Origin of the sequence: Prochlorococcus sp. MIT 0701 (assembly GCF_000760295.1) — a bacterium.
Classification (GTDB): Bacteria; Cyanobacteriota; Cyanobacteriia; order PCC-6307; family Cyanobiaceae; genus Prochlorococcus.
On the sequence record NZ_JNBA01000010.1, the window covers coordinates 63,690 to 87,219 of the forward strand.

At 53.1% G+C, this 23,530-nt stretch carries 24 protein-coding genes; 14 read left to right on the forward strand and 10 right to left on the reverse strand.

From position 1 onward, the window contains the following. Nucleotides 1–2: 2 nt before the first annotated feature. Complete coding sequence (locus EV12_RS02210) at nt 3–671, reverse strand: cytochrome c biogenesis CcdA family protein (RefSeq protein WP_193742115.1); 669 nt, start codon at nt 669–671, stop codon at nt 3–5. A gap of 87 nt (nt 672–758) precedes the next feature. Beyond that, entirely contained in the window at nt 759–2,006 is a 1,248-nt protein-coding gene (locus tag EV12_RS02215; protein WP_036911395.1) for an FtsW/RodA/SpoVE family cell cycle protein, read from the reverse strand. Between the two features lie 285 nt (nt 2,007–2,291). Between EV12_RS02215 and EV12_RS02220 the strand changes: the two genes are divergently transcribed. The 11 genes from EV12_RS02220 to EV12_RS02270 all read left to right on the forward strand — a co-directional run bounded on the left by EV12_RS02220 (nt 2,292) and on the right by EV12_RS02270 (nt 11,129). After that, nucleotides 2,292–3,515 carry a class I SAM-dependent methyltransferase gene (locus tag EV12_RS02220; RefSeq protein ID WP_036911396.1) on the forward strand — a complete coding sequence of 408 codons (1,224 nt, stop codon included), beginning with the start codon at nt 2,292–2,294 and terminating at the stop codon, nt 3,513–3,515. Continuing rightward, a complete protein-coding gene (locus tag EV12_RS02225) occupies nt 3,512–4,030 on the forward strand; it encodes an ATP synthase (protein WP_193742116.1) in 519 nt (172 codons plus the stop codon). Before EV12_RS02220 ends, EV12_RS02225 begins: the two co-directional genes overlap by 4 nt. Before the next feature lie 87 nt (nt 4,031–4,117). Next, nucleotides 4,118–4,843, forward strand: a complete 726-nt coding sequence (atpB, locus tag EV12_RS02230) for a F0F1 ATP synthase subunit A (RefSeq protein ID WP_036911399.1) — start codon at nt 4,118–4,120, stop codon at nt 4,841–4,843. A 167-nt stretch (nt 4,844–5,010) separates the two neighbouring features. Then, complete coding sequence (atpE, locus tag EV12_RS02235; RefSeq protein ID WP_011130839.1) at nt 5,011–5,259, forward strand: ATP synthase F0 subunit C; 249 nt, start codon at nt 5,011–5,013, stop codon at nt 5,257–5,259. 144 nt (nt 5,260–5,403) lie between these two features. Beyond that, complete coding sequence (locus tag EV12_RS02240; RefSeq protein WP_011825156.1) at nt 5,404–5,859, forward strand: F0F1 ATP synthase subunit B'; 456 nt, start codon at nt 5,404–5,406, stop codon at nt 5,857–5,859. Then, nucleotides 5,856–6,374 carry a F0F1 ATP synthase subunit B gene (locus EV12_RS02245; protein WP_036911401.1) on the forward strand — a complete coding sequence of 173 codons (519 nt, stop codon included), beginning with the start codon at nt 5,856–5,858 and terminating at the stop codon, nt 6,372–6,374. The genes EV12_RS02240 and EV12_RS02245 overlap by 4 nt, the downstream gene beginning before the upstream one ends. Then, nucleotides 6,374–6,922, forward strand: a complete 549-nt coding sequence (gene atpH / locus EV12_RS02250; RefSeq protein WP_036911403.1) for an ATP synthase F1 subunit delta — start codon at nt 6,374–6,376, stop codon at nt 6,920–6,922. The genes EV12_RS02245 and atpH overlap by 1 nt, the downstream gene beginning before the upstream one ends. Nucleotides 6,923–6,973: 51 nt before the next feature. Further along, nucleotides 6,974–8,491, forward strand: a complete 1,518-nt coding sequence (gene atpA, locus EV12_RS02255) for a F0F1 ATP synthase subunit alpha (protein WP_011825158.1) — start codon at nt 6,974–6,976, stop codon at nt 8,489–8,491. Between the two features lie 30 nt (nt 8,492–8,521). Next, nucleotides 8,522–9,472: a F0F1 ATP synthase subunit gamma gene (locus EV12_RS02260; RefSeq protein ID WP_036911406.1), complete on the forward strand. Its 951-nt coding sequence runs from the start codon at nt 8,522–8,524 to the stop codon at nt 9,470–9,472. Between the two features lie 316 nt (nt 9,473–9,788). Then, the gene (locus tag EV12_RS02265) at nt 9,789–9,989 is read left to right on the forward strand and encodes a hypothetical protein (protein ID WP_241466488.1); all 201 of its coding nucleotides are present in this window, start codon (nt 9,789–9,791) and stop codon (nt 9,987–9,989) included. A gap of 72 nt (nt 9,990–10,061) precedes the next feature. Next, complete coding sequence (locus EV12_RS02270) at nt 10,062–11,129, forward strand: DUF3326 domain-containing protein (RefSeq protein ID WP_036911410.1); 1,068 nt, start codon at nt 10,062–10,064, stop codon at nt 11,127–11,129. A 60-nt stretch (nt 11,130–11,189) separates the two neighbouring features. On the opposite strand, the gene ald is transcribed toward EV12_RS02270, so the two are convergent. From ald to EV12_RS13055, 6 genes are all read right to left on the reverse strand, one after another. After that, on the reverse strand, nt 11,190–12,329 hold the full coding sequence (gene ald, locus EV12_RS02275) for an alanine dehydrogenase (RefSeq protein WP_036911412.1): 1,140 nt from the start codon (nt 12,327–12,329) through the stop codon (nt 11,190–11,192). Between the two features lie 62 nt (nt 12,330–12,391). Then, on the reverse strand, nt 12,392–14,086 hold the full coding sequence (locus EV12_RS02280) for an NAD+ synthase (protein WP_036911413.1): 1,695 nt from the start codon (nt 14,084–14,086) through the stop codon (nt 12,392–12,394). Beyond that, the gene (locus EV12_RS02285) at nt 14,086–14,670 is read right to left on the reverse strand and encodes a nicotinate-nucleotide adenylyltransferase (protein ID WP_036911415.1); all 585 of its coding nucleotides are present in this window, start codon (nt 14,668–14,670) and stop codon (nt 14,086–14,088) included. Before EV12_RS02285 ends, EV12_RS02280 begins: the two co-directional genes overlap by 1 nt. Then, the gene (locus tag EV12_RS02290; RefSeq protein ID WP_036911417.1) at nt 14,667–15,989 is read right to left on the reverse strand and encodes a GTP-binding protein; all 1,323 of its coding nucleotides are present in this window, start codon (nt 15,987–15,989) and stop codon (nt 14,667–14,669) included. The genes EV12_RS02285 and EV12_RS02290 overlap by 4 nt, the downstream gene beginning before the upstream one ends. Then, nucleotides 15,989–16,984 carry a CNNM domain-containing protein gene (locus EV12_RS02295; protein WP_036911419.1) on the reverse strand — a complete coding sequence of 332 codons (996 nt, stop codon included), beginning with the start codon at nt 16,982–16,984 and terminating at the stop codon, nt 15,989–15,991. Before EV12_RS02295 ends, EV12_RS02290 begins: the two co-directional genes overlap by 1 nt. Then, nucleotides 16,981–17,214, reverse strand: a complete 234-nt coding sequence (locus tag EV12_RS13055) for a hypothetical protein (protein WP_236069878.1) — start codon at nt 17,212–17,214, stop codon at nt 16,981–16,983. Before EV12_RS13055 ends, EV12_RS02295 begins: the two co-directional genes overlap by 4 nt. Before the next feature lie 18 nt (nt 17,215–17,232). Here EV12_RS13055 and EV12_RS02300 point away from each other — a divergent pair, with 18 nt between their 5' ends. Further along, nucleotides 17,233–18,510 carry an aminopeptidase P N-terminal domain-containing protein gene (locus EV12_RS02300; RefSeq protein ID WP_036911454.1) on the forward strand — a complete coding sequence of 426 codons (1,278 nt, stop codon included), beginning with the start codon at nt 17,233–17,235 and terminating at the stop codon, nt 18,508–18,510. 378 nt (nt 18,511–18,888) lie between these two features. On the opposite strand, the gene EV12_RS02305 is transcribed toward EV12_RS02300, so the two are convergent. Both EV12_RS02305 and EV12_RS13925 read right to left on the reverse strand, forming a co-directional pair. Beyond that, entirely contained in the window at nt 18,889–20,856 is a 1,968-nt protein-coding gene (locus EV12_RS02305) for a hypothetical protein (RefSeq protein ID WP_036911421.1), read from the reverse strand. A gap of 439 nt (nt 20,857–21,295) precedes the next feature. After that, nucleotides 21,296–21,466: a hypothetical protein gene (locus EV12_RS13925; protein ID WP_193742117.1), complete on the reverse strand. Its 171-nt coding sequence runs from the start codon at nt 21,464–21,466 to the stop codon at nt 21,296–21,298. Between the two features lie 269 nt (nt 21,467–21,735). Between EV12_RS13925 and EV12_RS02315 the strand changes: the two genes are divergently transcribed. Continuing rightward, nucleotides 21,736–22,446, forward strand: coding sequence for a hypothetical protein (locus tag EV12_RS02315; RefSeq protein ID WP_036911425.1), 711 nt, complete (start codon nt 21,736–21,738; stop codon nt 22,444–22,446). 206 nt (nt 22,447–22,652) lie between these two features. Continuing rightward, on the forward strand, nt 22,653–23,530 hold an 878-nt coding region (locus EV12_RS02320), incomplete at its 3' end, for a carbamoyl-phosphate synthase (protein WP_241477264.1).

Below are 23,530 nucleotides of genomic sequence, written 5' to 3' on the forward strand. Positions count from 1 at the left end.
GTTCAGCTCCAGCGGGCCAGCAGAGTGAGAACGCCCGTCGTGAGTAGAACGGCTCCGCTCATGGGGGGGATCCAGCGGCCTAATGGTCGCAATGCCAGTAATTTCGGCAGGATGGCAGCTGCGCTTCCTGCTAGGAGCAGTGGTAGGACCTGCCCAATGCCAAAGCAGGTGAGCAGCACGATTCCTACCAAAGGTTTACCACTCTGGGCGATCCATCCCAGTAGTACAGCCAGCACAGGTGTCGTGCAGGGGGAGGCGGCTAGGCCGAAGGCCAACCCGGCGGCCACTGGGGCAAGTGGAGCTGGAACGCGTTGCCGCCAAAGATCTGGATCTGGTCCTGCAGGCAGGGGCAGTTTTAGCAGGCCCAGCAGATTCAGTCCCATCACCACCGCGAGCAGTGCTACGACGGTGGGCACCACTCCAGGGACCTGGCCATAAATCCGCCCGATCAGACCACTAAGGCTGCCAAGCAGTACCAGGGAACCCACAATGCCGCCACAGAATGCGATGCTGCGGCGCCAGGGGGCTTGATTGCTATCAAAACCTGCCAGATAGGCCAGGGTGACGGGTAGTAGGGAAAGGGAGCAGGGGCCTAGGCTGGTTAGAAAGCCAGCAGCAAAAACGAGGGCCAGGGTGAGCGGACCTTGATTGCTTAGCCCGTGGCTGAGCATTTGCTCACCGTTGCGGGCTAGATCTGAGAGAACCAGGTCCAGAGCAGGGATGGGTAGAGCCGGCTCAGCCGGATCAAATTAAGGTATTTACCCTATCGACTGACGTCGCTGTCGAGCGGATCTGCCACCAAGAAGCCCTGTTGATTCGAGGGAACAACGGATCAACAGACCGGCAATCATGACGCTTGAGAGCAGTGAATTGCCTCCATAACTCACCATTGGCAAGGGCAAGCCGGTTGTGGGCATCACGCCGGAGGCCACGGCCACATTGATCACGGCTTGACCCACCAGGATCGTTGTGCAGCCGATAGCAACCAATCGCGACTGGTTGGTTCTGCAACTCAGAGCTACCCGTAGGCCGAGGAAAGCCACCAGCATCAGGAAGAGCAACATCATCACCGAGCCCACGAAACCAAATTCCTCGGCAAAAACGGCATAGATGAAATCAGTGCTTTGTATGGGCAGGTATTGCAGTTTTTGGGTCGAGAGGCCGAAGCCCTCGCCAAACCACCCCCCGGAGCCGATGGCAAGCAGGCTTTGTACGAGCTGGTAACCACTCCCTTGTGGGTCTTGCCATGGGTCGAGGAAGGAGATCACTCGTATGCGCTGATACTCATTGATCAGAATGCTTGTTGTGCCGAGCAGGCCGCCTGCCATGGCGGTTGCCAGCAAGGTGCGCAACCTCAGACCAGCGGCCAGTGCCATCAGCCATAGCAACATGCCCGTCAGTGCGGCAGTGCTGAGGTTGGGCTGTTTGAGAATCAGTAGAAGTAGGGCCCCGAAGATGCCAAGCCAGAGCAATTTCTCATCTGATCTGATGCGCTGCCAGTGGGCAAACAGGTTGGCGGCTTGCAGCACCACAAAGGGTTTGACTAGTTCTGATGGCTGGATCTGGAGAGGGCCGATCACTAACCAGCGACTGGCCCCATTGACGGTGCTACCGATGACTAGGGTCGCTGCGACGAGTAAGCAACTGAGCCAGAGGGCTGGACCTGCCAGTTTTAGCCAACGGCGCAGACTGGTAGATACAGCTAGGCCAAGCAGGCTCCAGCTGGCAGCCATCCATATCAGTTGTCGTTTGACGTAATAAGCACCTTCTCCCATTTCTCGAGTGGCTACCCACCAGCTAGCCGAGCCAAGCAACAACAGCCCTGCCAGGCTCCAGAAGGCAAAAAGGGTAAGTAGTAAACGGCCTTCAGCTGGCCAGAGTGCCCAGGGGAGGGGGAGACGTTTTTGCCAGAAAGACAACTGATCGCTTCCATCATTACGGCTACGCCGTAATGCCCCTTGCCGTTGTTTTTGACTCCGGCGGGATAGGACGGAGGAGCTGCTCAAGGGGGGAGGTCTTAGTCAAGTTGACCTATTGAGACGTGTTAATAGCACTTTGCCAAGTCTTAATTGACAACAAAAAACTGCTTAAAACATTATTGGGCAAAAGAAGTTCAAGGGCATTCAGGAGATTTCATAGGTTCGATTTTTGATTTCACAATCTTCTTTCTAGAAAAGAGTTTGATTTTGTCGATTCAGCTTTCTTCGCTTTGAGATAAGTGCTGCAAGGGATGTCCTGACTCCCCTCGGGGGCGGCCATGAAATGCTCGCCTTGTTGCCAGCTCCCTTTCGATGTCCTCTGCTGCTCAGCCGTGCGATGAGGCCACATCTGTTGTCAGTGCTTTTTATGACCGGTTCCCTTACCCAGGAGATCCTTTGCAGGACGGGCCGCCGCCTGGATACAACTGGCGTTGGTGTGTGGATATGGCCTATGCGGTCTGTACCGGTTCTGTTGTCCGAAAATGTGCTGGTAGTCAGCCTCTAAAAATCCTTGATGCCGGATGCGGTACGGGTGTTAGTACCGATTACCTAGCCCATCTCAATCCCGGCGCGGAGATCCTGGCTGTGGACATTTCCCGAGGCGCGCTGGAGGTGGCTCGAGAGCGATTGCAGCGTTCCGGAGGCAACGATCAGGCTCACGTTCGTATCGAGAACCAAAGCTTGCTCGAGCTTGAAGATGAGGGGCGATTTGACTACATCAATTCCGTTGGTGCGCTTCACCACTTGCGAGAGCCGGAAGCTGGACTCAAAGCTCTGGCATCTCTTTTAAAGCCAGGGGCTTTGCTGCACCTTTTCCTTTATGCCGAAGCTGGTCGATGGGAAATTCATCGCATTCAGCGGTTCCTTTCCTCCCTGGGAGTGGGCACTGATGAGCAGGGCCTGAGATTGGCCCGGCAGCTGTTTGCAATCTTGCCTGAGGACAACCGCCTCAGGCTTAATCATGAACAGCGCTGGGCTATCGACTGTGTAGCCGACGTGAACTTTGCAGATATGTATCTCCATCCCCAGGAGACGAGTTACAACCTTGAACGACTTTTTGCTTTTGTCGCTTCAGCTGATTTGGAGTTTGTGGGTTTTTCTAATCCCAAGGTTTGGGATCCAGTAAGGCTGTTGCAGGGTGAATTGCTTGAGATGGCCTTGGCGTTGCCTCAGCGTCAGCAATGGCAGCTAATGGAAGAGCTAGATCCTGACATCAGTCATTTCGAGTTCTTCCTCTCCAAGGGGCCACAGGCCCCCCTGGGTTGGACAGATGACAAGGAGCTGCTTGCTGCTACGGGAAAGCTGTCCATCTGCCTCTGGGGCTGGCCTGGCAAGTCTTTGCTTGATTTAGAGATGGCTCCTCTAAAGCTAAGCGTTGATCAAGTTGAGTTGCTTAAGGCAATCGAGGCGGCGCCTGATACAGCTCTCGGATGTTTGCCGCTTGGCTGGGATTCGAAGCGGATCAGCTCTTTGGCCAGGGATTTGCAGCGGCGGCAGGTGCTCTTGCTTTCGCCTGGGAATGTTCCATCTACATGATAGATTCCGCGGGCCTTTATCCAAGAGCCTCGGCGCCCTTGCTGGCATCCCCGCTGCTCCAGCCTGAAATTGACCCTCCAAAGGAGGGACAGGGTGGACTGGAAACAGCTGTGGAGGCTAGCCCTAACACTGAGCTCTCTATGGATCCTGAGTTGTCAGCTGTGGTTTCTACGGCTTCATCTGACGACTATGCGCAGCTTCAGCGGCGCTACATCCTGGCAACGTTGACCGTCTCCGCTTTTGCGGTGGCCGTCACCGCACTTTTCTTCGATCTTCACATCGCTAGCAGTTTGCTAGTCGGTGCTTTATCTGGAGTTCTCTACCTGCGGCTTTTAGCTCGCAGCGTTGGCAAGCTCGGCAAGGGATCGAAGAGTGTGAGCAAGTTTCAGCTTCTCGTTCCCGTTTTGCTTGTCCTTGCTGTTTCACGTTTGCCTCAGCTTGAGCTTCTGCCGGCCCTGCTCGGTTTTCTGCTCTACAAGCCCGCCATGATCCTGCAGGTTTTGCTTGAGTCATGAACTCGAACCAAACCTGGATCAACTGAATTGCCGGTTTGCCGGCTTCTCCTCAAACCGTCGTTTTCTCGACACCGAATTTCCAGCCTGATGGGTTCCTTGCCATTTGCTCTTCCCTTTGCCGAACTGGAGGTGGGTCAACACCTTTACTGGCAGATTGGGAATCTTCAGCTCCATGGCCAGGTGTTCTTGACATCCTGGATTGTGATTGGCGCCATTCTTGCCCTAGTTGTTGTGGGCACACGCAAGATGGAGCGTGATCCACACGGTGTTCAAAATCTTCTCGAGTTCCTCTGGGATTACATCCGTGATTTAGCGCGCACGCAGATTGGCGAGAAGGCTTATCGCGATTGGATGCCGTTCATTGGCACCCTGTTCTTGTTCATCTTTGTGAGCAATTGGGGCGGCTCTTTGGTGCCATGGAAATTAATCCATCTCCCAAGTGGGGAGTTGGGTGCTCCTACGGCTGATATCAATACCACCGTGGCACTTGCTCTACTTGTGTCGCTCTCTTATTTCTATGCGGGTTTGAGTCGGAAGGGATTGCGGTACTTCGAGTACTACGTCCATCCCACCCCGATCATGATCCCCTTCAAGATCGTGGAGGATTTCACCAAGCCTTTATCACTCTCCTTTCGTCTGTTTGGAAACATCCTTGCTGATGAATTGGTTGTTGCGGTTTTGGTTTTCCTTGTTCCCCTCTTCCTGCCAGTCCCGGTCATGTTCTTGGGCCTGTTCACCAGTGCCATTCAGGCTCTAATCTTCGCCACCCTCGCCGCCTATTACATCGGTGAAGCGGTTGAAGAGCATCATTGATCAAACTCTGATCTAGCCAGGCCTAAACCCTCGGTCTGGCAAACTCCATGCGCGCAGGTCCGGCTTGTTCGGGCCCATCTCAGAATTTCCGAGATGTCCCAGGCGCTGGTATCAACCTCTCGGTCCTCATCCGCGCTGTTTTAGCGCCCCACACCTTTAGTTCAACCATGGATTCCATTACCACCGCCGCGTCTGTTGTTGCCGCTGGTCTAGCTGTAGGCCTCGGGGCCATCGGTCCAGGTATCGGTCAGGGCACCGCTGCAGGCGGCGCTGTTGAGGGCATTGCCCGCCAGCCTGAAGCTGAAGGCAAGATTCGCGGCACCCTGCTGCTCTCCTTTGCCTTTATGGAATCTCTCACCATCTATGGCCTTGTGGTCGCCTTGGTGTTGCTGTTCGCCAATCCCTTCGCTGGTTGATCCAGACCGGAGTCGCTCGCTGGCTGCTCTCATCACCTCACGGCCATGGTTGTGAGTTGATCGGAACTCTTACCAGAGGCGATCATCGCCCTCCAGCATTCACTCCGTTCTGAGTCCTGCTTCAACTGCTGTCACTCTTGCCTCATGACCAGCTTGCTTCTGTTCGGTGCTGGAGGTCTATTTGACTTCGATGCCACTCTGCCGCTCATGGCGTTGCAGGTGGTGCTCCTCACCTTCATCCTCAATGCTCTCTTCTTCAGACCCGTTGGTCGGGTCGTTGAGGAACGAGAGGTCTATGTCACAACCAGTCGCGCTGAGGCGAAGCAAAAGCTTGCGGAGGCGGAGAAGCTGGAGTTAGAGCTCAAGGAACAGCTCAAGTCAGCCCGTATCGCTGCCCAGCAGTTAATTCAAGAAGCTGAAAAGGATTCTGAACAGCTCTACCGTGAAGCCCTCGCTATTGCAAATGCTGATGCGAATGCAGCTCGGGAGAAGGCTCGTCGTGAGATTGATGCTCAGAGGGATTCGGCCCTGACTCAACTTAAGGGTGATGCAGAAAAGCTTGGTGATCTCATCGTTAACCGCCTGCTGGCTGCCAAATGATTAGCCCTTTGTTCTTTGCCAGTGAGGGTGGTTTCGGCCTGAACCTCGACTTGTTTGACGCCAACATTGTCAATCTGGCGATTGTTATTTTCGGTCTCTATAAATTCCTTCCTCCTTTTGTGGGGGGGATCCTTGAGCGCCGCCGTGTCGCGATTTTGGCTGATCTTAAGGATGCCGAAGAGCGTCTGCTTAAGGCCACCGAGGCCGTGGCTCATGCCAAAAAGGATTTGGCAGCTGCCCATCAGAAAGCCGAACAGATCCGCGAGGATTGCAAGGTTCGTGCTGAAGCCATTCGTCTTGACAGTGAAAAACGCACGGTTGAGGAGATGGCACGTGTTAAGCAGGGTGCAACCGCAGATCTCAATGCTGAAGCAAGTCGTGCTAGCGCTCAATTGCGTCGAGAAACTGCCCGCATGGCGATCGAGAATGCCCTATCTGCTCTACCTGGAAAACTCAATGCCGAGGCTCAAGCCAAGTTGGTGAGTCAGTCCATCAAAAACCTTGGGGAAGCCTGATGCCACTGCTTAACACCATTACCACCCCCTATGCCGAGGCCTTTCTTCAAGTGGCTGAAAGCCGCAAGGAAGTCGATCAGGTGGTTGATCAGGCAAAGGCAGTTCTGGCCTTGTGGAACGACTGCCCTGAGCTAAGTGGGGCAATGGCCTCACCCGTTTTGGAAGTGGAGTCCAAGAAGGCTGCCTTGCAAAAGCTTTTTGCTAATCAGGTCACACCTTCTTTCCTCAACCTGCTGAAGCTGCTCGCTGATCGTCAGCGAATCGGCGTTTTGGATGCGGTGCTTGAGCGCTTGATTGAGCTCTATCGCGAGCAACGCAACATCGCTCTTGCCACAGTGACCTCTGCTTCTGAACTCAGTGAGCAGCAACAGGCTGAGCTGCAAAAGAAAGTGCAGGCTGTGGCCAATACCGACAAGTTGGAGATCAACCTCAAAATTGATCCAGATTTAATCGGTGGTTTCGTTGTCAACGTCGGCTCCAAGGTGATCGACGCCAGCGTTGCTGGACAGGTTCGACGTCTTGGTCTGGCACTGGCCAAGGTGAGCTAGCTCCCTACCTTTTTCCCTTTCTCACCCTCTTCCTCAACACCAACGCCTCCCATGGTTTCCATCCGCCCCGACGAGATCAGCGCGATTCTCAAGCAGCAGATCTCCGACTATGACAAGTCGGTTTCCGTCAGCAACGTCGGCACTGTTCTGCAAATTGGTGACGGTATCGCCCGTGTCTATGGCCTTGAGCAGGTCATGGCTGGCGAACTGGTGGAATTTGAGGATGGCACTGAAGGGATCGCCCTCAATTTGGAGGACGACAATGTTGGTGCGGTGTTGATGGGTGAGGGTGTTGGTATTCAGGAAGGCAGTACCGTCAAAGCCACTGGCAAGATTGCCTCAGTGCCCGTAAGCGATGAGATGCTGGGCAGAGTGGTGACTCCTTTGGGTCAACCGATGGATGGCAAAGGCGACATCCCCAGCACTGAGAGTCGCTTGATTGAGTCGATAGCTCCAGGCATCATCAAACGTAAGTCGGTGCATGAGCCGCTACAGACAGGAATTACATCAATCGATTCGATGATTCCTATCGGTAGGGGTCAGCGTGAGTTGATCATTGGTGACCGTCAGACAGGTAAGACCGCGATCGCTATCGACACGATCATCAACCAGAAGGGAGAGGATGTTGTCTGTGTTTATGTAGCTGTCGGCCAGAAGGCTGCCTCTGTGGCCAACGTGGTTGAGGTGCTTCGCGAGAAGGGCGCTCTCGATTACACCGTGATTGTGGCAGCTAGTGCTTCCGACGCTGCAGCTCTGCAGTACTTAGCTCCATATACCGGAGCGGCTATTGCTGAATCCTTTATGTATAAAGGCAAGGCTACTTTGGTGATCTACGACGACCTCACAAAGCAGGCTCAGGCCTATCGCCAGATGTCGCTACTGTTGCGTCGCCCACCCGGTCGTGAAGCCTATCCAGGAGATGTTTTCTATTGCCACAGCCGCTTGCTTGAGAGGGCTGCAAAGCTTTCTGATGCAATGGGAGGTGGTTCGATGACTGCTTTGCCGATTATTGAAACTCAGGCGGGAGACGTATCGGCTTATATCCCTACCAACGTGATTTCGATTACGGATGGTCAGATTTTCCTTAGTTCGGACCTTTTCAACTCCGGTCTGCGTCCTGCCATCAACGTTGGCATTTCAGTGAGCCGGGTTGGTGGTGCTGCTCAAACCAAAGCGATCAAAAAGATTGCCGGCACGTTGAAGCTTGAATTGGCTCAGTTTGATGAATTGGCTGCTTTCTCCCAGTTCGCTTCTGATTTAGATGAAGCAACTCAGAAGCAGTTGGGGCGGGGTAAGCGACTGCGCGAGCTGCTTAAGCAGCCTCAGTTTGCACCGCTGAATTTGGCTGAGCAGGTTGCGATCGTTTATGCAGGAGTGAAAGGTTTGATTGATGAGGTGCCAGAGGATCAGGTCACTCAGTTTTCACGTGAATTGCGTGATTACCTCAAGACCAACAAGCCCGAGTACATCACCAAAGTTCAGACTGAGAAAGTGCTCAACGAGGATGCTGAGACCATTCTCAAGGCCGCCATCAACGAGGTGAAGTCGTCGATGCTGGCTTCGGCCTGACCCTGAAGGTAAACCCGGAGAACCCTATCCATGGCGAACCTCAAGGACATCCGCGACCGGATCGTTTCAGTTAAGAACACCAGAAAGATTACTGAGGCGATGCGTCTCGTAGCCGCTGCGAAAGTGCGTCGAGCACAGGAACAGGTGTTGCGAAGTCGCCCTTTCGCTGATCGGTTGGCTCGCGTGTTGGAGAACATTCAATCGCGAATGAGTTTTGAGATGGCAGATGCGCCTCTCTTGAAGACCAACGATCTCAAAACCATTACCCTGCTTGCCGTTACAGGTGATCGTGGCCTTTGCGGAGGCTACAACTCCAACATCATCAAACGCACTGAGCAGCGCTATGCCGAGTTGAATGGCCAGGGATACAACGTTGATCTTGTCTTGATTGGTCGCAAGGCAATCACCTATTTCAACAATCGATCAAGCCAGTACACGATTCGGGCTACTTTCACAGGCCTTGAGCAAGTTCCAACCTCTGACGACGCAGAGTCGATCACCACTGAGGTTTTAGCCGAATTCCTTTCTCAAAGCACAGATCGAATCGAGGTGATTTACACCAAGTTCATTAATCTTGTGAGCTGCAATCCTGTGGTGCAAACCCTCTTGCCGCTTGATCCCCAGGGCATCGCCGAAGCCGATGATGAGATCTTCCGGCTGACGACGAAGGATAGTCGTCTCACGGTTGAGAAAGGTGTTGGACCTGCTAATGAGCAGCCTCCGCTGCCTTCGGACATCATTTTTGAACAGAGTCCTGAGCAACTGCTCAATGCTTTGTTGCCTCTCTATCTGCAGAATCAGATGCTGCGTGCCCTTCAGGAATCGGCGGCTTCCGAGTTGGCCAGTCGGATGACGGCGATGAACAATGCCAGCGACAACGCTAAGGCCTTGGCTAAGACTCTCACCCTTGACTACAACAAAGCACGTCAGGCAGCAATTACCCAGGAGATCCTGGAAGTTGTAGGTGGGTCTTGTTCCTAGTCTTGTGTTTGATTTGACTTCAGTCAGCCGGTCTTTAGAGACCGGCTTTTTGATGGTTTGAGTTTTTGCGATGCAGAACGGGTGAGCGGTGATCTTGGCGGTGTTTTTCGAGAGTCACTTCAATGGTGGACTGAGTGTTGAGCCTTTTCCCTGAGAGGCTTGATCAGCATGATGCGTTTTGTTCTGGATCACTGCCACAGCTTTTGGCGTAGCTTTGCTTACACCATTGAGATTGATGGCTCGGAGCACAGCGTTTTTTGCCAGTTTTGTGGTGGCAGGATGTCTTCAATGAAGCCCAGTTTGGTGAGCATCTGAAGTGAGCTTGAATTTGTGTGTGATGCAGCTTGAGCTGGTCTGGTCTGCGCAGTTGCCTTTGCATCAGTTGCGGCCCTGGTTGCGAGAACAGCTCGCTGTGCATGGCGAGCCCTTGCGATGGGCGATCACAGCAGTGGAATTCACTTGTGACCAGTCTCGCAAGTTGAAGATTGAGGCGGTTGTGGTCAGTCCTGAAACGTAAGGGGATGACGTTTTGATCCCTTCTTTTCTTCTCTCTGCAAGCGTATCTATCGCGCCTCCATTGCCTACCTTGATGGTGGTGCCTACGGGGATTGGTTGTGAGATTGGTGGCTATGCCGGTGATGCTTTGCCTAGTGCTCGGCTGTTAGCAGCAGCTAGCGGTTGCTTGATCACCCATCCGAATGTGATCAATGGAGCGACGCTTTATTGGAGCGATCCGCGCATTCAATACGTTGAGGGCTACAGCTTGGATCGTTTTGCGGCTGGTGAGCTTGGCTTGCGACCTGTGCGTCAGCAACGGATTGGCCTGTTGTTGGATGCTGGCATCGAACCGGAGTTGCGGCAGAGGCAATGGCAGGTTGCTGAGGGTTGTCGCGCCAGTCTTGGCTTGAACCTCGGGCCAGTGGTCACCACAGACGTTCCCTTGGAGGTGCGCTTGTGTCAGGGGAGTAGTGGGGCTAGCTGGGGTGAATTAGGCCAGCCCGATGCGCTGCTGCGGGCTGGCGAGCATCTTCGCGATGCCGGTGCCAGCGCAATCGCGGTGGTTGCCCGTTTCCCGGAGGATCCTCAAAGCGAGGCTCTGAGGGCCTATCGCCAGGGCAGTGGTGTTGATGCGCTTGCCGGTGCCGAGGCGGTGATTAGCCATTTGCTGGTGCGTGAGCTCTGCTTGCCTTGCGCTCATGCGCCGGCTTTGCCTCCACTGCCATGCGATCCACTTTTGGATCCACGTGCTGCTGGTGAGGAGTTGGGTTATACATTTTTGGCCTGTGTATTGGTGGGATTAAGCCGCGCACCGGATCTTGTGCCACTCACAACTGAAGAGGCATTGCCGGCAGGAGCAGAGCTGTTGCATGCTGAGCAGCTTGGTGCCGTAGTGGCCCCGGAGGGTGCTCTTGGCGGTGAAGCGGTGTTGGCTTGCTTGGAGCGGGGTGTACCTTTGATCACCGTGGCCAACCCGAGCGTGCTGAAGGTGACGCCAGAGGCGCTGGGAATCACATCCGGAGTGCAGAGAGCTCGTAGTTATGCGGAAGCGGCAGGATTGCTATTGGCTCTCAGAGAGGGGATTGCGAAGGACTCCCTGCAGAGGCCTTTGGATCGGTTGAGTGAGATCTCATCCAGCTCTGATACGCCACTGTCGTGATGCTGATCAAAAGCGTTGCGAAGCGGTGTTTTTGAGAGCTGGTTTTGTGGTGAAGGCTGTTTAGCGTAAGCAGGCCATTGGGTGCCTTGGTGGTAGCCCTAGGGCCTTGGCGACACCCGGATGACAAACGGAGCCTTGAATTGTGTTGAGCCCGGAAAGAAGTTCGGGACGCTCGGTGACGGCCTCCTCAAGGCCCCGCCCGGCAATGCCAAGGATGTAGGGCAGGGTCACGCTCACCAGGGCTTCAGTGGAGGTAAAAGGCACCGCACCTGGCATGTTGCCGACGGCGTAGTGCTGGACGCCGTGGATGGTCACGGTGGGGTTGGTGTGGGTGGTCTCTTGGCTGGTGGCCACACAACCTCCCTGATCGATCGCTACATCCACGATTACTGAATTGGGCTTCATTTGTTTCACCATCTCTTCATCAACGAGGGTGGGTGCTCGACCACCGGGCGTCAGTACGGCACCGATCAAAAGGTCTGCAGTGGGGATGAGTCTCTCCAGCAGGCCACGGCTGTTGACAACGCTAATCAGCCTGCCGCGGCGGCTTGATTCAAGGCTACGCAACCGTTCAGGTGAGCGGTCTAGCAGCATCACTTCGGCATCCATGGCGGCGGCCAGCCTGGCTGCATTCCAGCCCACGGTGCCAGCGCCCAACACGACCACCCGGGCCGGTTGCACGCCGGTGCAGCCTCCGATCAGCACGCCGCGTCCGCCGTGAGGTCGTTCCAGCAAATGGGCGCCTACTTGTGCGGCTAGGCGGCCGGCAATTTCGCTCATTGGTGCCAGCAGTGGCAGGCTGCCGTTTTCCAGTTGCACCGTTTCGTAACCCACGCCGGTGGTGCCAGCATTGAGTAGCGCTTCACCCACCTTCGGGTAGGCGGCTAGGTGTAGGTAAGTGAATAGCACCATGTCTTGCCTGAGTAGACCGAACTCCTCTTCCTGAGGCTCCTTAACCTTCACGATCAGATGGGCTGCCCAGGCCTCCTCGCGGTTGACAAGCTTGGCACCGGCATTAGCGAAGGCCTCATCACCAATGCCCGCTCCAGCCCCGGCACCAGCCTGAACCCTTACTTCTAGCCCCTTGGTGACCAGTTCTTTTACCCCGTCAGGAGTAAGAGCCACTCTCAGCTCATCGGCTTTAATTTCGGTCGGTACCCCGATGCTGGCTATTGGGGCCGAAAGAATAGAGGAGTCCATGGACGCCAATGACTTCTTTTAGGTTGGCGAGACCAGGCCAGCCTGACCAGGTTTTGTGGTGATTATTCGGCGGCGATCGGTAGCCGCCAGCCGCTGCCAAAGGCCTGTGAACTCACCTTCAGCAGAGGTGGGGCCTGTCGCCGTTTGAATTCGGCCCGTCGCAGTAATTGCTCCACCCGCCCAATCAGGGCAGGGTCATGTCCTCTGCTGACAAGTTGCTCCGTACTGAGGCGTTCTTCAATCAGAGCTTTCAGCAGAGGGTCGAGGAGGGCGTAGTCGGGCAGTGAATCGCTATCGCGTTGGTTTGGGCGCAATTCGGCGCTGGGAGGCTTTTGGCGGATTGTCGTACCGATCAGCTCGCCTTTAGTTGGCAGTCCTACCTCTTTGCGGCATGTTTCGGCGGCAGGGCTGTCGAGCCAATCACAGAGGTTAAAGACGTTGGTTTTGTAGACATCTCCAATCACGGCTAGGCCACCGTTCATATCGCCATAGAGGGTGCAGTAGCCCACTGCTAGTTCGGATTTGTTGCCAGTGGATAGCAGCAGCTGGTCTTGTTGGTTGGCCAATGCCATCAGTAAGGTGCCGCGGATGCGGGATTGGAGGTTCTCTGCAGTAACGCCCTCGGGTGGCTTGCCGAGAGGAGGGATGAGGGCAGCCTCAAAATTCGTCATCAAGGTCGCAATCGACACAGTGTGAGTAGCCATGCCTAGTCGCTTGGCTAGGGCTAGGGCATCATCAATTGAGCCAGCTGAACTCCAGGGTGAGGGCATCAGTAGGGATGTCACCTGATCGGCGCCTATGGCCGCTGCGGCGATCACGGCCACCAGGGCCGAATCGATGCCACCGCTGAGGCCAAGCAATGCCCGCTTAAAGCCACATTTGCCAGCGTAGTCACGAACACCTAGAACCAATGCCCGGAATAGTTTCTCCAGTGGTTCAATCGTAGGGACGTCGAGATGGGTCGCTGTAGAGGTTGCATCCCAGATAGCTAGTGCTTCGCGACAACTTGGCAATTGCAGGGCAAGTTCAGCATGCTCATCGACGACGAAACTGGCGCCATCAAAGACCAGCTCGTCGTTGCCGCCCACTTGATTCACATAGATAACCGGAGCGCTCAGTCTCTGCGCAGCCCTAGCGGCCAAGCGCTGGCGCAGAAGTTCTTTGGATTGGCTGAATGGCGAGGCCGAGAGATTAAGCAGTAGGTCGATGTTTTGTGGCAGGAGCGCTGCGATGGGGTCAGGGCCGGCAATGCGCTTGCCCTGCAGTGCTTCTTCCACCCATAGGTCTTCGCAGATTGTGAGCCCAAGGCGCCAGCGACGCCCATCGCGTTCAAGCTCCAACACAGCCGGAGTTCCTGCCGGGCGGAAATAGCGTTTTTCATCGAAGACGTCATAGGTGGGTAGCAGTTGCTTGCGAGCTACCACCTGCCATTGGGAGCTTTTGATCAGGGCTAGAGCATTGAAGAGCTGGGGCAGTTGAGGGTCATGGATTTGCTCGGCTAGGCCCACGAGCACTGCTAGATCAGGGGCTTCGCGGGCAAGGATGCTCGCCATCTGGTTGAGCACAGCGTTCTGTTGAACGAGGTGGTTGTGGCTAAGCAACAGATCTCGGGGTGGGTATCCCCACAGGGAAAGCTCAGGCGTGAGTACCAGATCTGCGCCGAGATCAGCAGCCTCACGGCAGGCAGTCAGAATCTGTTCGCCGTTGCCAGCCAGGTCGCCTACAAGTGGATTGAGCTGGGCTAGAGCAAGGCGCATCAGGGAATGGTGGCGAGGCCGTAGAGGTTGTGTTTCAGAACCAATGGCCACAATGCTGCAGGGATCTGAGCCGGCTTGGGTTGACTGCGCACCTCAGAACTTGAGGTGGCGGGGATTTGCATTGGTAGCAGCTCGATACGACCACCCAAGCATTCCAGGGCTTCGAGTTGCTGTAGCTGTAGTGGCCAACCTTGACGAGGAGCAATGGCGAGGCGGGCGAGTTGCAAGACAGCCCGAGCATCTTTCCAGTGGGGGATTTGGCCGGCTAGATCACTGCCAATCACAAACACCAATTCGTTGCTAGGCCAGCGAGTGTTTGCAAGTTTCAGGGTAGTGATTGCCCATGGACTGCTGAGCTCTTGCGCCAGCTCTAGCTGCGGATTAGCGATCGCCTTCACCAAAGTAGCCAGCAGAGCTTTTCGCTTCTCCAATGGGGCGTAGTGGCGTTTCATCGGGTTGTCGCTAGCCCAGGTGGCGACCTTTGGGAACATCGCCACCAAGCCTTCCAACAGTGCTTGGTGGCCGCAGGTTGGGGGGTCGGCGCTTGTGCCAAACAGGGCGATGGTGCCCTGATGCTTGCTCATGGAAGCAGGGTCTGAAGTTGGCACGGTTCGTTGGCCGCCAGCTCTGGCCAATCGATCAGCCAGCGACGGACTTGAGGGTCGTTGGCAGCCAGGCGCCTTAGCAGTGCAGCTGGTTGGGCCTCGCGTCGTTGGCTGCCAAGCAATAGTTCTCGTGCTGCTAGGCGGCCGGTGCGTCGTGTTGTGTGCACGGCGAGGGCTGCTTGAGCGAGGGCAACTGGGGCTGCTGGCGCCAGGCTTAAACCGCCGGTGAAGGGAACTGCCAGCAGCAGCAGCTGACGCACTGCGCTGAGCGCCAGTTGAATGCCCAGTTGAGCACCTCCTAGAAGGGCATTGTGGCTCGAGAGGCGGCCGAGTAGTTGCCGGGCTGCAGGGCCGCCGATCTGCAGGCCATAGAGCTGGCAAAGCTTGACGACCAGAGCAGTGTCACAAGCCAGACCCCCGGCTAGATCCAGTAGCACTAGAGGATTGGCCGCCACGCCGGAAGCTTTGATGGCGGCAAAACGGCCGATTAAGCCTTGGGCTGCAGCCTTGCTTCGCTGCAATCGTCCTCGCTTGAGGACCTGGTAAAAACGGTCGGCCTGCCGCAAGGCATTGAGAGCCAAAAGCAACTCACCCTGCTCCATCAGTAGGTGAATCAGGGCTTTGCGCAGCGGCTCCACTTGAGGGGGGCAGATATTGCTACGCACAAGGCCATCAGCACGAAGCCGCGCCTCACGTGGAGCGGCGGCCACAGCATGGAGTTGTAGTTGGAGAGCTGCAGCGGGCAGGCGGCTGCGAATACTTGCCAAAAGTGCATTGCACTGCTCTGTCGACCAGCAATCGCAGCGGTTGAGCACAAGCACGATCGGCCTGCCACTTTTGAGCAGGGTCTTGAGGGCAGCTGCTTCGACGCTGGTGAGGTCGCTGTCAAGAACCAGCAGCACCAGATCGGCCTGCAGAGCTACCCTCGCCGCTAGCCGTGCCCTGCCGGCAGCAGCGATCTCATCGATGCCGGGAGTGTCGACCAGCTCTACAGAATCAAGATTATTAATCGGTTGGCACCAATCCACCGCTTGTTGGTGACGGGTGCAGCCATGGGCTACATCGGTGGCAAAGACGTTCTGGCCCAGCAGTGCATTGAGCAGGCTTGATTTGCCGACTCCTACTCGACCAAACACTGCGACTCGCAATCGACGCTGCTCCAATCGCTTGAGTTGGCGATTCAGTGCGATCAGCTCCCCAGCGAATTGGTTGTATTCGCGGTTACTCAGCGATAGTTGTTTGACCCACTGGCTGAGTAGAAGGTGACAGCGCTCGGGTGTGGAGGGGGGTTGCGTCATTAGCTTGACTTCCTCCACCAGCCGGCCAGTACGGCCAAGACCGCTTCGGCACCGATCACGCCCACGAAACCGCCGAACTCATCAACCACCACTCTCACGCCGCTGTTGTCACGACGGAAGCCAGTGAGTAGTCGATCGGCGCGAATCATTTCAGGTACAAATTCCACCGTTTCACTGAGGTCTGCAGGGGTGAGGTGACCCTGACCCTGCAGAAGGGCGGTGAGCAGCCTTTCGCGGCTGGCCACGCCAAGAACTTTATCGACTTCTTGGCCAAGCACGACCCACCACTCGGCGTTGTGGGTGAGCAGTTCAGGGCGAAGTGTTTCAAGGTTGGCCGCAGCATCGAGGGTGGGAGCTGCCACCCGGGGGATCATCAGGTCGCGGGCTGTGAGGTCATTGAGTTGGAACACCTTGGCGATCATGGCAGCTTCATCGGCCTCGATCTGCCCTTTTTGCGACCCGAGCCTTGCCAGCAGCCTGATTTCATTCTCATTCGTGCTCAGTTCGTTCTCGGCGGTAATTGCTGGCAATAACCGCTCGAGCAATACCACCACTGGACGCATCAGCAGGCCAAGCAGGTGCAGCACTGGGGCACTGGAGAGGGAAACCGATAGGGCCAGGCGGCTGCCGAGGGATTTTGGCAGGATCTCGCCCAGCACGATCACGAGCAATGTGAGACCTACCGAAAACAACGGCAAGGCCACATCACTGATGTTGTGCTTCTCAAAGACATAAGCCGCAAAGGCGCCAAGCATCAGGCTGCCGAAAATGTTGAAGCCGTTGTTGGCGATCACCAGTACAGACAGAGTGCGTCCCAGCCGTTGACGTAGTTGGGCTAAGCGTCTGGCGCCAGCGATTGGTTGGGGCCGTGCTGCCAGCTCATGCACTTGCACAGGATTCACTGTGAGTAGTGCAGCCTCCACACCTGAGCACAAGGCAGAACCGGTGATAACGACAACGACCAATAGCGTTAAGACCAGGAGGTCGTTGCTCATGCCTGGCGGGGGGGGGTAAGGATGTCGTGGTTGATCACGACAAGTCGTAAATGCTTTTGCGACTCCTGATCATGGCCACGCAGTGTGACCGTCTCGGGCATCAGGATTAGTGGTGATCCGCTAATGGCGGACGATGGCATGGAGGGTTCCCCCTGCATGGTGTTCTGCTGCCATCCTGACGTCCAAATGCTGTTGTGTCTCTTGCCGTGATCGATCTGTGTATCTTCCATCAGCGTCGCGCTTGCTTGATGGCGCAATTGGGGGGTGTGGCAGCGGTAATTCCAGCGGCTTCGTTCGTGACGCATCACGCCGATTGCGAGTATCCGTTTCGTCAAAACAGTGACTTTTGGTATCTCACGGGTCTGGATGAGCCTGATGCGGTGGCTTTGCTTTTGCCCTATCGACCCGAAGGTGAGCGTTTTGTGCTGTTTGTGCAACCCAAAGAGCCAACGACCGAGGTATGGAATGGCTTCCGTTGGGGTGTCGAGGGAGCAGTGGCGCAGTTCGGCGCTGATCATGCTCATCCAATAGCTGAATTGCCTCAGCTGTTGGGCGATTACCTCAAAGGCGCCGAAGCGATTGGCTTCAGGGTGGGGAAGTATCCAAAGGTGGAGCCACTTGTTCTGCAGGCCTGGGCTAAGCAACTCGATCAGGCCCCACGTAGCGGCGTATCAGCGCTTGGTCTTGTGGCCCCTTGCCCTTTCATCCATCAGTTGAGGTTGCGCAAGGGGGCAGAGGAAATCGAGCGCATGCGTGAGACGGCTCGGATTTCTGCGGAAGCTCATCAGCTGGCTAGGGATACGGCGCGTCCGGGCATGAATGAGCGACAGCTGCAGGCTGTAATCGAGCAGCATTTTCTTGAGCAAGGCGCGCGCGGCCCTGCCTATGGATCGATCGTGGCCGGCGGCGATAACGCCTGCGTGTTGCATTACACCGCTAACAATGCTCCGCTTGTTGATGGCGAGCTGGTGTTGATCGATGCAGGCTGTTCGCTCGTTGATTATTACAACGGAGATATCACTAGGACATTCCCTGTTAACGGACGCTTTAGCGCAGAGCAACGCGCTCTGTATGAGCTGGTTTTAGCAGCGCAGCAGGCAGCGATCGCTGAGGTAAGACCGGGTGGCACTGCTGATCGAGTGCATGATCTTGCGGTGCGGGTGCTCGTTGAAGGGCTTGTGGAATTGGGTTTATTGCTTGGCAGTGTTGATGGACTGATTGAGCAAGGGGCCTACCGACACCTTTATATGCATCGCACTGGCCATTGGCTGGGCCTTGATGTTCATGATGTAGGCGCCTATCGCCTTGGTGAGCATCCGGTGGATCTTGAGCCCGGCATGGTGTTAACAGTGGAACCGGGTTTGTATGTCAGTGACCGTTTGCCAGTGCCAGACGGGCAACCAGCGATCGCTGAACGTTGGAAGGGGATCGGCATTCGTATTGAGGATGATGTGTTGGTAAGTGAGCAGGGGTATGAGGTGCTCACATCGTTAGCTGAGAAAAGTACTGAAGCAATGCAGCGATGACAAGTTGAGCTTTTGTGAGAAAAATATTGGATTTGGATGTTGTCAAATATGGAGATGACAAGTTCTAATAGTGAATTCCTGCAAAGCTTCCCCTGGGTATGCTTGCGGATGCAATCGGGTTATGTTTGGCGATAACTATTTGCCCGGAATCGTTGATGCTTTTAGAGGTGTGACTGTGCGCATCATGGCCTTGAAGCAGTGATCCAGTGCTTCAGGGCCTAGTAAAATCTACGGTCGTATTGATAGCTGCTGATCATCTACATCTGCTGCCATTATCGTTGCATGTTGATTGCTGATTAGGCGTCTTAATCACTTTTCTGTGATGGCTATTGTCAAGCAATCATTTCGCCACAGAGCTGTTAATATTTTGTTTGCTGACTAAGCAACGCTCCAAGACGTGCCCATATCGGTATAGCCAGCTGCAATGAATCCTGCATGGTCAACTGCTAAATTTGAGTAGCCATTGGCACCAGTCTCAGCATTGAAATAACGTTTATAATCTACTGAGCCCGCATCTGATGCAAGAGCCTCGAAAGCGTATTCTAGGTTCGAATATTGTTCGGTTTCGGAAAGTTTATTTGCCTCCTCCTTATCGCTCGTGTAAAGGTGTGTAGAGCTGGCTACATGTAGAAGTGAATAAAAACTTTTAGCGTCGCCTTGAGTGGCCTGATCCCAGAAAGGATTACCCATGGAAACATATCCCGATCCTTCTCTTGATCCGTCAGGACCTGAATAAAGTTTGTCGATTGCATTTTTGATGTCAGATGTGTAGTAAGTATCAAGAGAGTCGACTGAATCCACTCTGGAAACGTACTTTATGCCTGTCAGTGGATCTTCTCTTCCAGAATCAATAAGGCTATCAACGTTGGAATTGTTATAATCGAATTCAGTATGTTCGACATGACTAACCCTCGCACCTCCGTATTGGTAGCCAGATCCAAGCACTTGCCCATAAGGATCAGATGCGCCAGTTGCAGTAATCCAAAGTTGATATTCCGCTGCATTCGTTATCCCCCCATGAGCCCGAAGATATATAGGTATATCCTGTGGATTGATGCCATCGTTAGATTCAGGAGCTTTTGAGATGGTATCCGTTATCTCAACTAGATTTCCGCCCATATCGTATGCAAGCCAGGGGGATGGACTGCCGGAACCACCAACGTCAGTTACGTTGGCCTTGCTAGTATTTTGAGGTGCATATGTTGGCTGCCAGAAAACCCCATAGTCATATGTTGCATAACCATTAGAGGATAGGACACCGTCATTAAGAAGATTCTTATTGACATTTCCATCACTGCCAACATCGATTATGGCATTGACATTATCCGCAGAATCTCCCTGGCTTAGGCCAAGATCTTTGCCCAGGGATGTGAATAGAGGTAGAGGAGCCTCATTACTTGAGGTTGGGTAATAAAAATACTCAGTTTCATTGGATGTTTCGTTTCCATTTCCAGCAAAATAGGCTGCCTTGACCCACTCGTCCTGGCTAGGCATGAAAAAACCTTGGTTCCCTTCACGAGATAGAAAAGCATAATTACTATCGTCAAGTCGATATGCGCCGCTATATATATCTTCCGAAAAACGTATATACTTCTTGTTTGTCTTTACATTGAATCCTTCAGGGCTAACCTCATTTTCTTGAGTGCCTGCGACAACCTCGCCATTGGTAAGTGAATTCACAAAATATGCTAGTTGGAATGCACCCAAAAACATGATTGGCTTGTTGCCCCAAGTCTCGTCAGCAAGGGTATAGTGCTTGCCGTCTGGTGCGTTTTGAATATAAGCAATTTGCCCCTGATGTGGATTGGAAAGAGGGCTATTTTTGTCGGACCAAAGTTTTACTTTTGTCCACGGTTGCTCTTTGTTCTCTCCAGAAGGATCAACAGCATTTAGAAATGCCACGTATTGATCTGTGGTGACCTCGTACTGGCCTATTTGATACTCGTAGGGCACATCTCCAACAACTTGATAATTGAATAAAAGGCTATTGCTATCATCTTCTGCAATGACTGGGGAAACAGTTGGTTCCTCAAAGGCGAAGGCCGGAATGGTTTCTGGCGGCAAAAAACCACGTACGCCAATTCCTTCGTTGCCCGCATCAGTAACCTCTGAGAAGCTGATTACGGTGTCATATAAGGAATTGCTCTTTACAAAGGCTTTGACTTTAGCCAGGTCTGATTTGCTGTTGAAACTCTTGATGCCAAGCTCAGATGCTGCTTCTGTATAGGCACGAATTAAGCTTGCTTCTTCTTCTGAAAGATTGGCAGTGTCTAGGTCCATTACCTTGGCGACACGCTTTTCCTTTTTGGTTAGATTATTCTTTGATATAGAAGCTTCAGTTGACATTAAATGCGATCAATTAATTCAATAAGACTTTAATACGGGATCAGTTCATCTCGCTAGTTCCCTTTTTATTTTAATCATTTGATGTATTGGTTGATGGTCGGCTCGCCGGAATCGAGTCGCTTATGGAAACATCTTTAAAAATAATTTATTTGTATAGACGTAACTAGATTAAAGGCAAGGTATTTAGCTTCCTTCGCTTCAAGTTTTTAGCTTTCTGACCTTTGTCAACCCATGAAGTCTTTATCAATATTAAATTTAGTCCACAAGCCTTCAAGGCAAGCATCTGCTGATTTTATTGAACCCCTCTTGAAAGCATCATACGCCAAGGCCCTTTTGTGATTTAGAGCAGCCTGTTCATCCCAATCCCATGGCAGTCGTTGTTGGCCTGGTGAGATCCTATTTTTCTTACTTGTAGTTCTTGAATGACTGACTAGTCGTTTCAGCATGCGACTACACCAGTGGCACTTGAGAGCAGCTTTGGCGTGCGTGGCCCGTGGCATTGATCGTAAGGAAACAACCGCGGGGCAAGCAAAAGACTCTTGATCTCGAGAGTGCTTGAGCCACTACCGGCATCAAAGGCTTCTTTAAGCGCTGGAGAGTAAGAGGACAATTGTTCTCTTATTGGCAAGAGTTTCTCGAACGTTCTGGGATGGCACTGGAGCGACCAGGCTTCTCAGCTTGGCTTTATATATGTAATGCCAAGCCAGGGGCTTCAGTCAGTCAGAGAAAGGGGGTCGCTTGGCAAAGACTTTTTCTTGCCCCTTGAATATATCAATTAAATTTCTTATCAATATTGCTTTGTTCATAAACTATACTGGCATTTATATATGCAATTAGCCTGCAACCCTGTAGACTCAGGGAGTATATTATGCTTCTGCGATGAGTTCCGCCGAATCTAGTAAGATTTCAGCTAAAGCTAAAAATATTGTCAAATTGTATTTCACGTCAGTAATCGCAAGTTTTGCATTATTTCTTGTCGCAGTTTACCTTAACCCAAGCAACACAGACTTTATTCATAAAGAGGACGGGTTGCTAGAAAATCTCAGCGCTGGAATCTGCTTTGCAACATTTATCTTTGGCATTGTTCTTATACTCAGAAATTGCAGATATAAGAAAATGTTAGCAGGCATCTCTTTTGTTTCATTGCTTGGATTTTTGGACAAAATAAGTTTCGGGGGGAGAATTTTTAAAATTAAATATCCACGCATATTCGGCGTAAACATTGATGGCATTCATGATTTCCTATCCGTAGCTAAACGACTTGTCAAAAACGAGATAATAGAAATGCCTGGCAGACATTTAACTGCGATTTTTATAACAGCAATAATCCTTTCTCTAATTGCATGGACTTTGTATTCATTGATATTACGCTCAACAATTTTGTTTAATAGTCCGTACTTAATCCTCTTCACGGCTTTTGCAATTTTTGTTGTAATTTCACAACTCATAGATTTAGAACTACTGTTTAACGATCACAATGTTTACCTCATAACCATTGAAGAGTTGTTTGAAGCTTTTGCCGCACTTTCACTTCTCTTTGTCTGCCTTTTGGTAAAAACCGAAAGAGTTAGCGGCAATGTCCTTAAGTGACGCCTTGGTTTTAGCGATTTGGTTGTCAGCAATTTTCATGAAAAACCCCGCATTATGACCGGGTTTTTTGATGGTTAGTCGTCGAAGTTACTCAGTCTTTTTTTGCTGCAGTTGATGTGGCCTGATACCAGCAACCAGAAAAAATCCCAGATAATGAATGACCTTTTAAGTGTTCAATTCCCTTGCAGCACTCTGTTCGTCTCTCCTTGTCGCTGACTGGAGCTTCCGCACTTGCATTGGCATCTGCACCCTTTGTGATCCTTCCGGCTGTTGCAGAAGAGAGTGCTGCTACATGGCCGCAGCAACGAGACAAACTCGTCAAGGAGAATGAGGCGCTCAAGCAACGTATTGAGCAACTCGAGTCCCAGATCAGTAGCTCTTCTGAAAGCACAACTGATGCCTTTGATGTGCTGGATATCAACCTCAAAGACGCTGTGCAGTTCAACTGGGGCTTTCAAGGCGCCTTACAAGGAGCAGGCACACCGAACCAGGCAGGTATAGGTGCTTTTCTACCGATTGGCGTTGGTGAAAACAGCGTCTTCTTCATTGATGCTCTAGCGAATGCCAACTTCTTAGACTTCGACGGCTATAGCAGCATCATTAATACAGAGGTTGCTGGCACCACGATCAGCACCTCAACCCGTTTGGGTTTCCGCTGGCTGAATGGTGACCGCAGCTGGATGTACGGCATCAATGCTGGCTATGACAGCCGGCCAATCAATACAGGTAATGCTGATTCAGGTGTCACTCTCTACGACAAGGAAAGTGTCTTCTTCCAGCAGGTCGCAGCAGGTTTAGAGGCTGTATCGGATACCTGGAACTTCAATGCCTATGCCCTTATTCCAGTCGGTGATACAGAGCAGCGCCTTAACAGTCGTTATTTAGGCGGCGCTTTAGATACCTACGGCTTAGATGTTGGTTATTTCATCACGCCTGATCTCAATGCCTCTGTTGGTTATTACTACCAGCAAGGCGATCTTGATGATGCTGATGGTTCTGGTGTGCAAGTCGCGCTGGATTATGTGATCGCTGATGGCTTAACTCTTGGCGTCAATCTCTCCCATGACGAAGCCTTTGATACAAG

Bases quoted from the DNA above. Each gene is read 5' to 3' on its own strand.
- EV12_RS02210 (WP_193742115.1), bottom strand. From the start codon at position 671: ATGCTCAGCCACGGGCTAAGCAATCAAGGTCCGCTCACCCTGGCCCTC.
- EV12_RS02220 (WP_036911396.1), top strand. From the start codon at position 2,292: ATGTCCTCTGCTGCTCAGCCGTGCGATGAGGCCACATCTGTTGTCAGT.
- EV12_RS02225 (WP_193742116.1), top strand. From the start codon at position 3,512: ATGATAGATTCCGCGGGCCTTTATCCAAGAGCCTCGGCGCCCTTGCTG.
- atpB (WP_036911399.1), top strand. From the start codon at position 4,118: ATGGGTTCCTTGCCATTTGCTCTTCCCTTTGCCGAACTGGAGGTGGGT.
- atpE (WP_011130839.1), top strand. From the start codon at position 5,011: ATGGATTCCATTACCACCGCCGCGTCTGTTGTTGCCGCTGGTCTAGCT.
- EV12_RS02240 (WP_011825156.1), top strand. From the start codon at position 5,404: ATGACCAGCTTGCTTCTGTTCGGTGCTGGAGGTCTATTTGACTTCGAT.
- EV12_RS02245 (WP_036911401.1), top strand. From the start codon at position 5,856: ATGATTAGCCCTTTGTTCTTTGCCAGTGAGGGTGGTTTCGGCCTGAAC.
- atpH (WP_036911403.1), top strand. From the start codon at position 6,374: ATGCCACTGCTTAACACCATTACCACCCCCTATGCCGAGGCCTTTCTT.
- atpA (WP_011825158.1), top strand. From the start codon at position 6,974: ATGGTTTCCATCCGCCCCGACGAGATCAGCGCGATTCTCAAGCAGCAG.
- EV12_RS02260 (WP_036911406.1), top strand. From the start codon at position 8,522: ATGGCGAACCTCAAGGACATCCGCGACCGGATCGTTTCAGTTAAGAAC.
- EV12_RS02270 (WP_036911410.1), top strand. From the start codon at position 10,062: ATGGTGGTGCCTACGGGGATTGGTTGTGAGATTGGTGGCTATGCCGGT.
- ald (WP_036911412.1), bottom strand. From the start codon at position 12,329: ATGGACTCCTCTATTCTTTCGGCCCCAATAGCCAGCATCGGGGTACCG.
- EV12_RS02280 (WP_036911413.1), bottom strand. From the start codon at position 14,086: ATGCGCCTTGCTCTAGCCCAGCTCAATCCACTTGTAGGCGACCTGGCT.
- EV12_RS02285 (WP_036911415.1), bottom strand. From the start codon at position 14,670: ATGAGCAAGCATCAGGGCACCATCGCCCTGTTTGGCACAAGCGCCGAC.
- EV12_RS02290 (WP_036911417.1), bottom strand. From the start codon at position 15,989: ATGACGCAACCCCCCTCCACACCCGAGCGCTGTCACCTTCTACTCAGC.
- EV12_RS02295 (WP_036911419.1), bottom strand. From the start codon at position 16,984: ATGAGCAACGACCTCCTGGTCTTAACGCTATTGGTCGTTGTCGTTATC.
- EV12_RS13055 (WP_236069878.1), bottom strand. From the start codon at position 17,214: ATGGAAGATACACAGATCGATCACGGCAAGAGACACAACAGCATTTGG.
- EV12_RS02300 (WP_036911454.1), top strand. From the start codon at position 17,233: ATGGCGCAATTGGGGGGTGTGGCAGCGGTAATTCCAGCGGCTTCGTTC.
- EV12_RS02305 (WP_036911421.1), bottom strand. From the start codon at position 20,856: ATGTCAACTGAAGCTTCTATATCAAAGAATAATCTAACCAAAAAGGAA.
- EV12_RS02315 (WP_036911425.1), top strand. From the start codon at position 21,736: ATGAGTTCCGCCGAATCTAGTAAGATTTCAGCTAAAGCTAAAAATATT.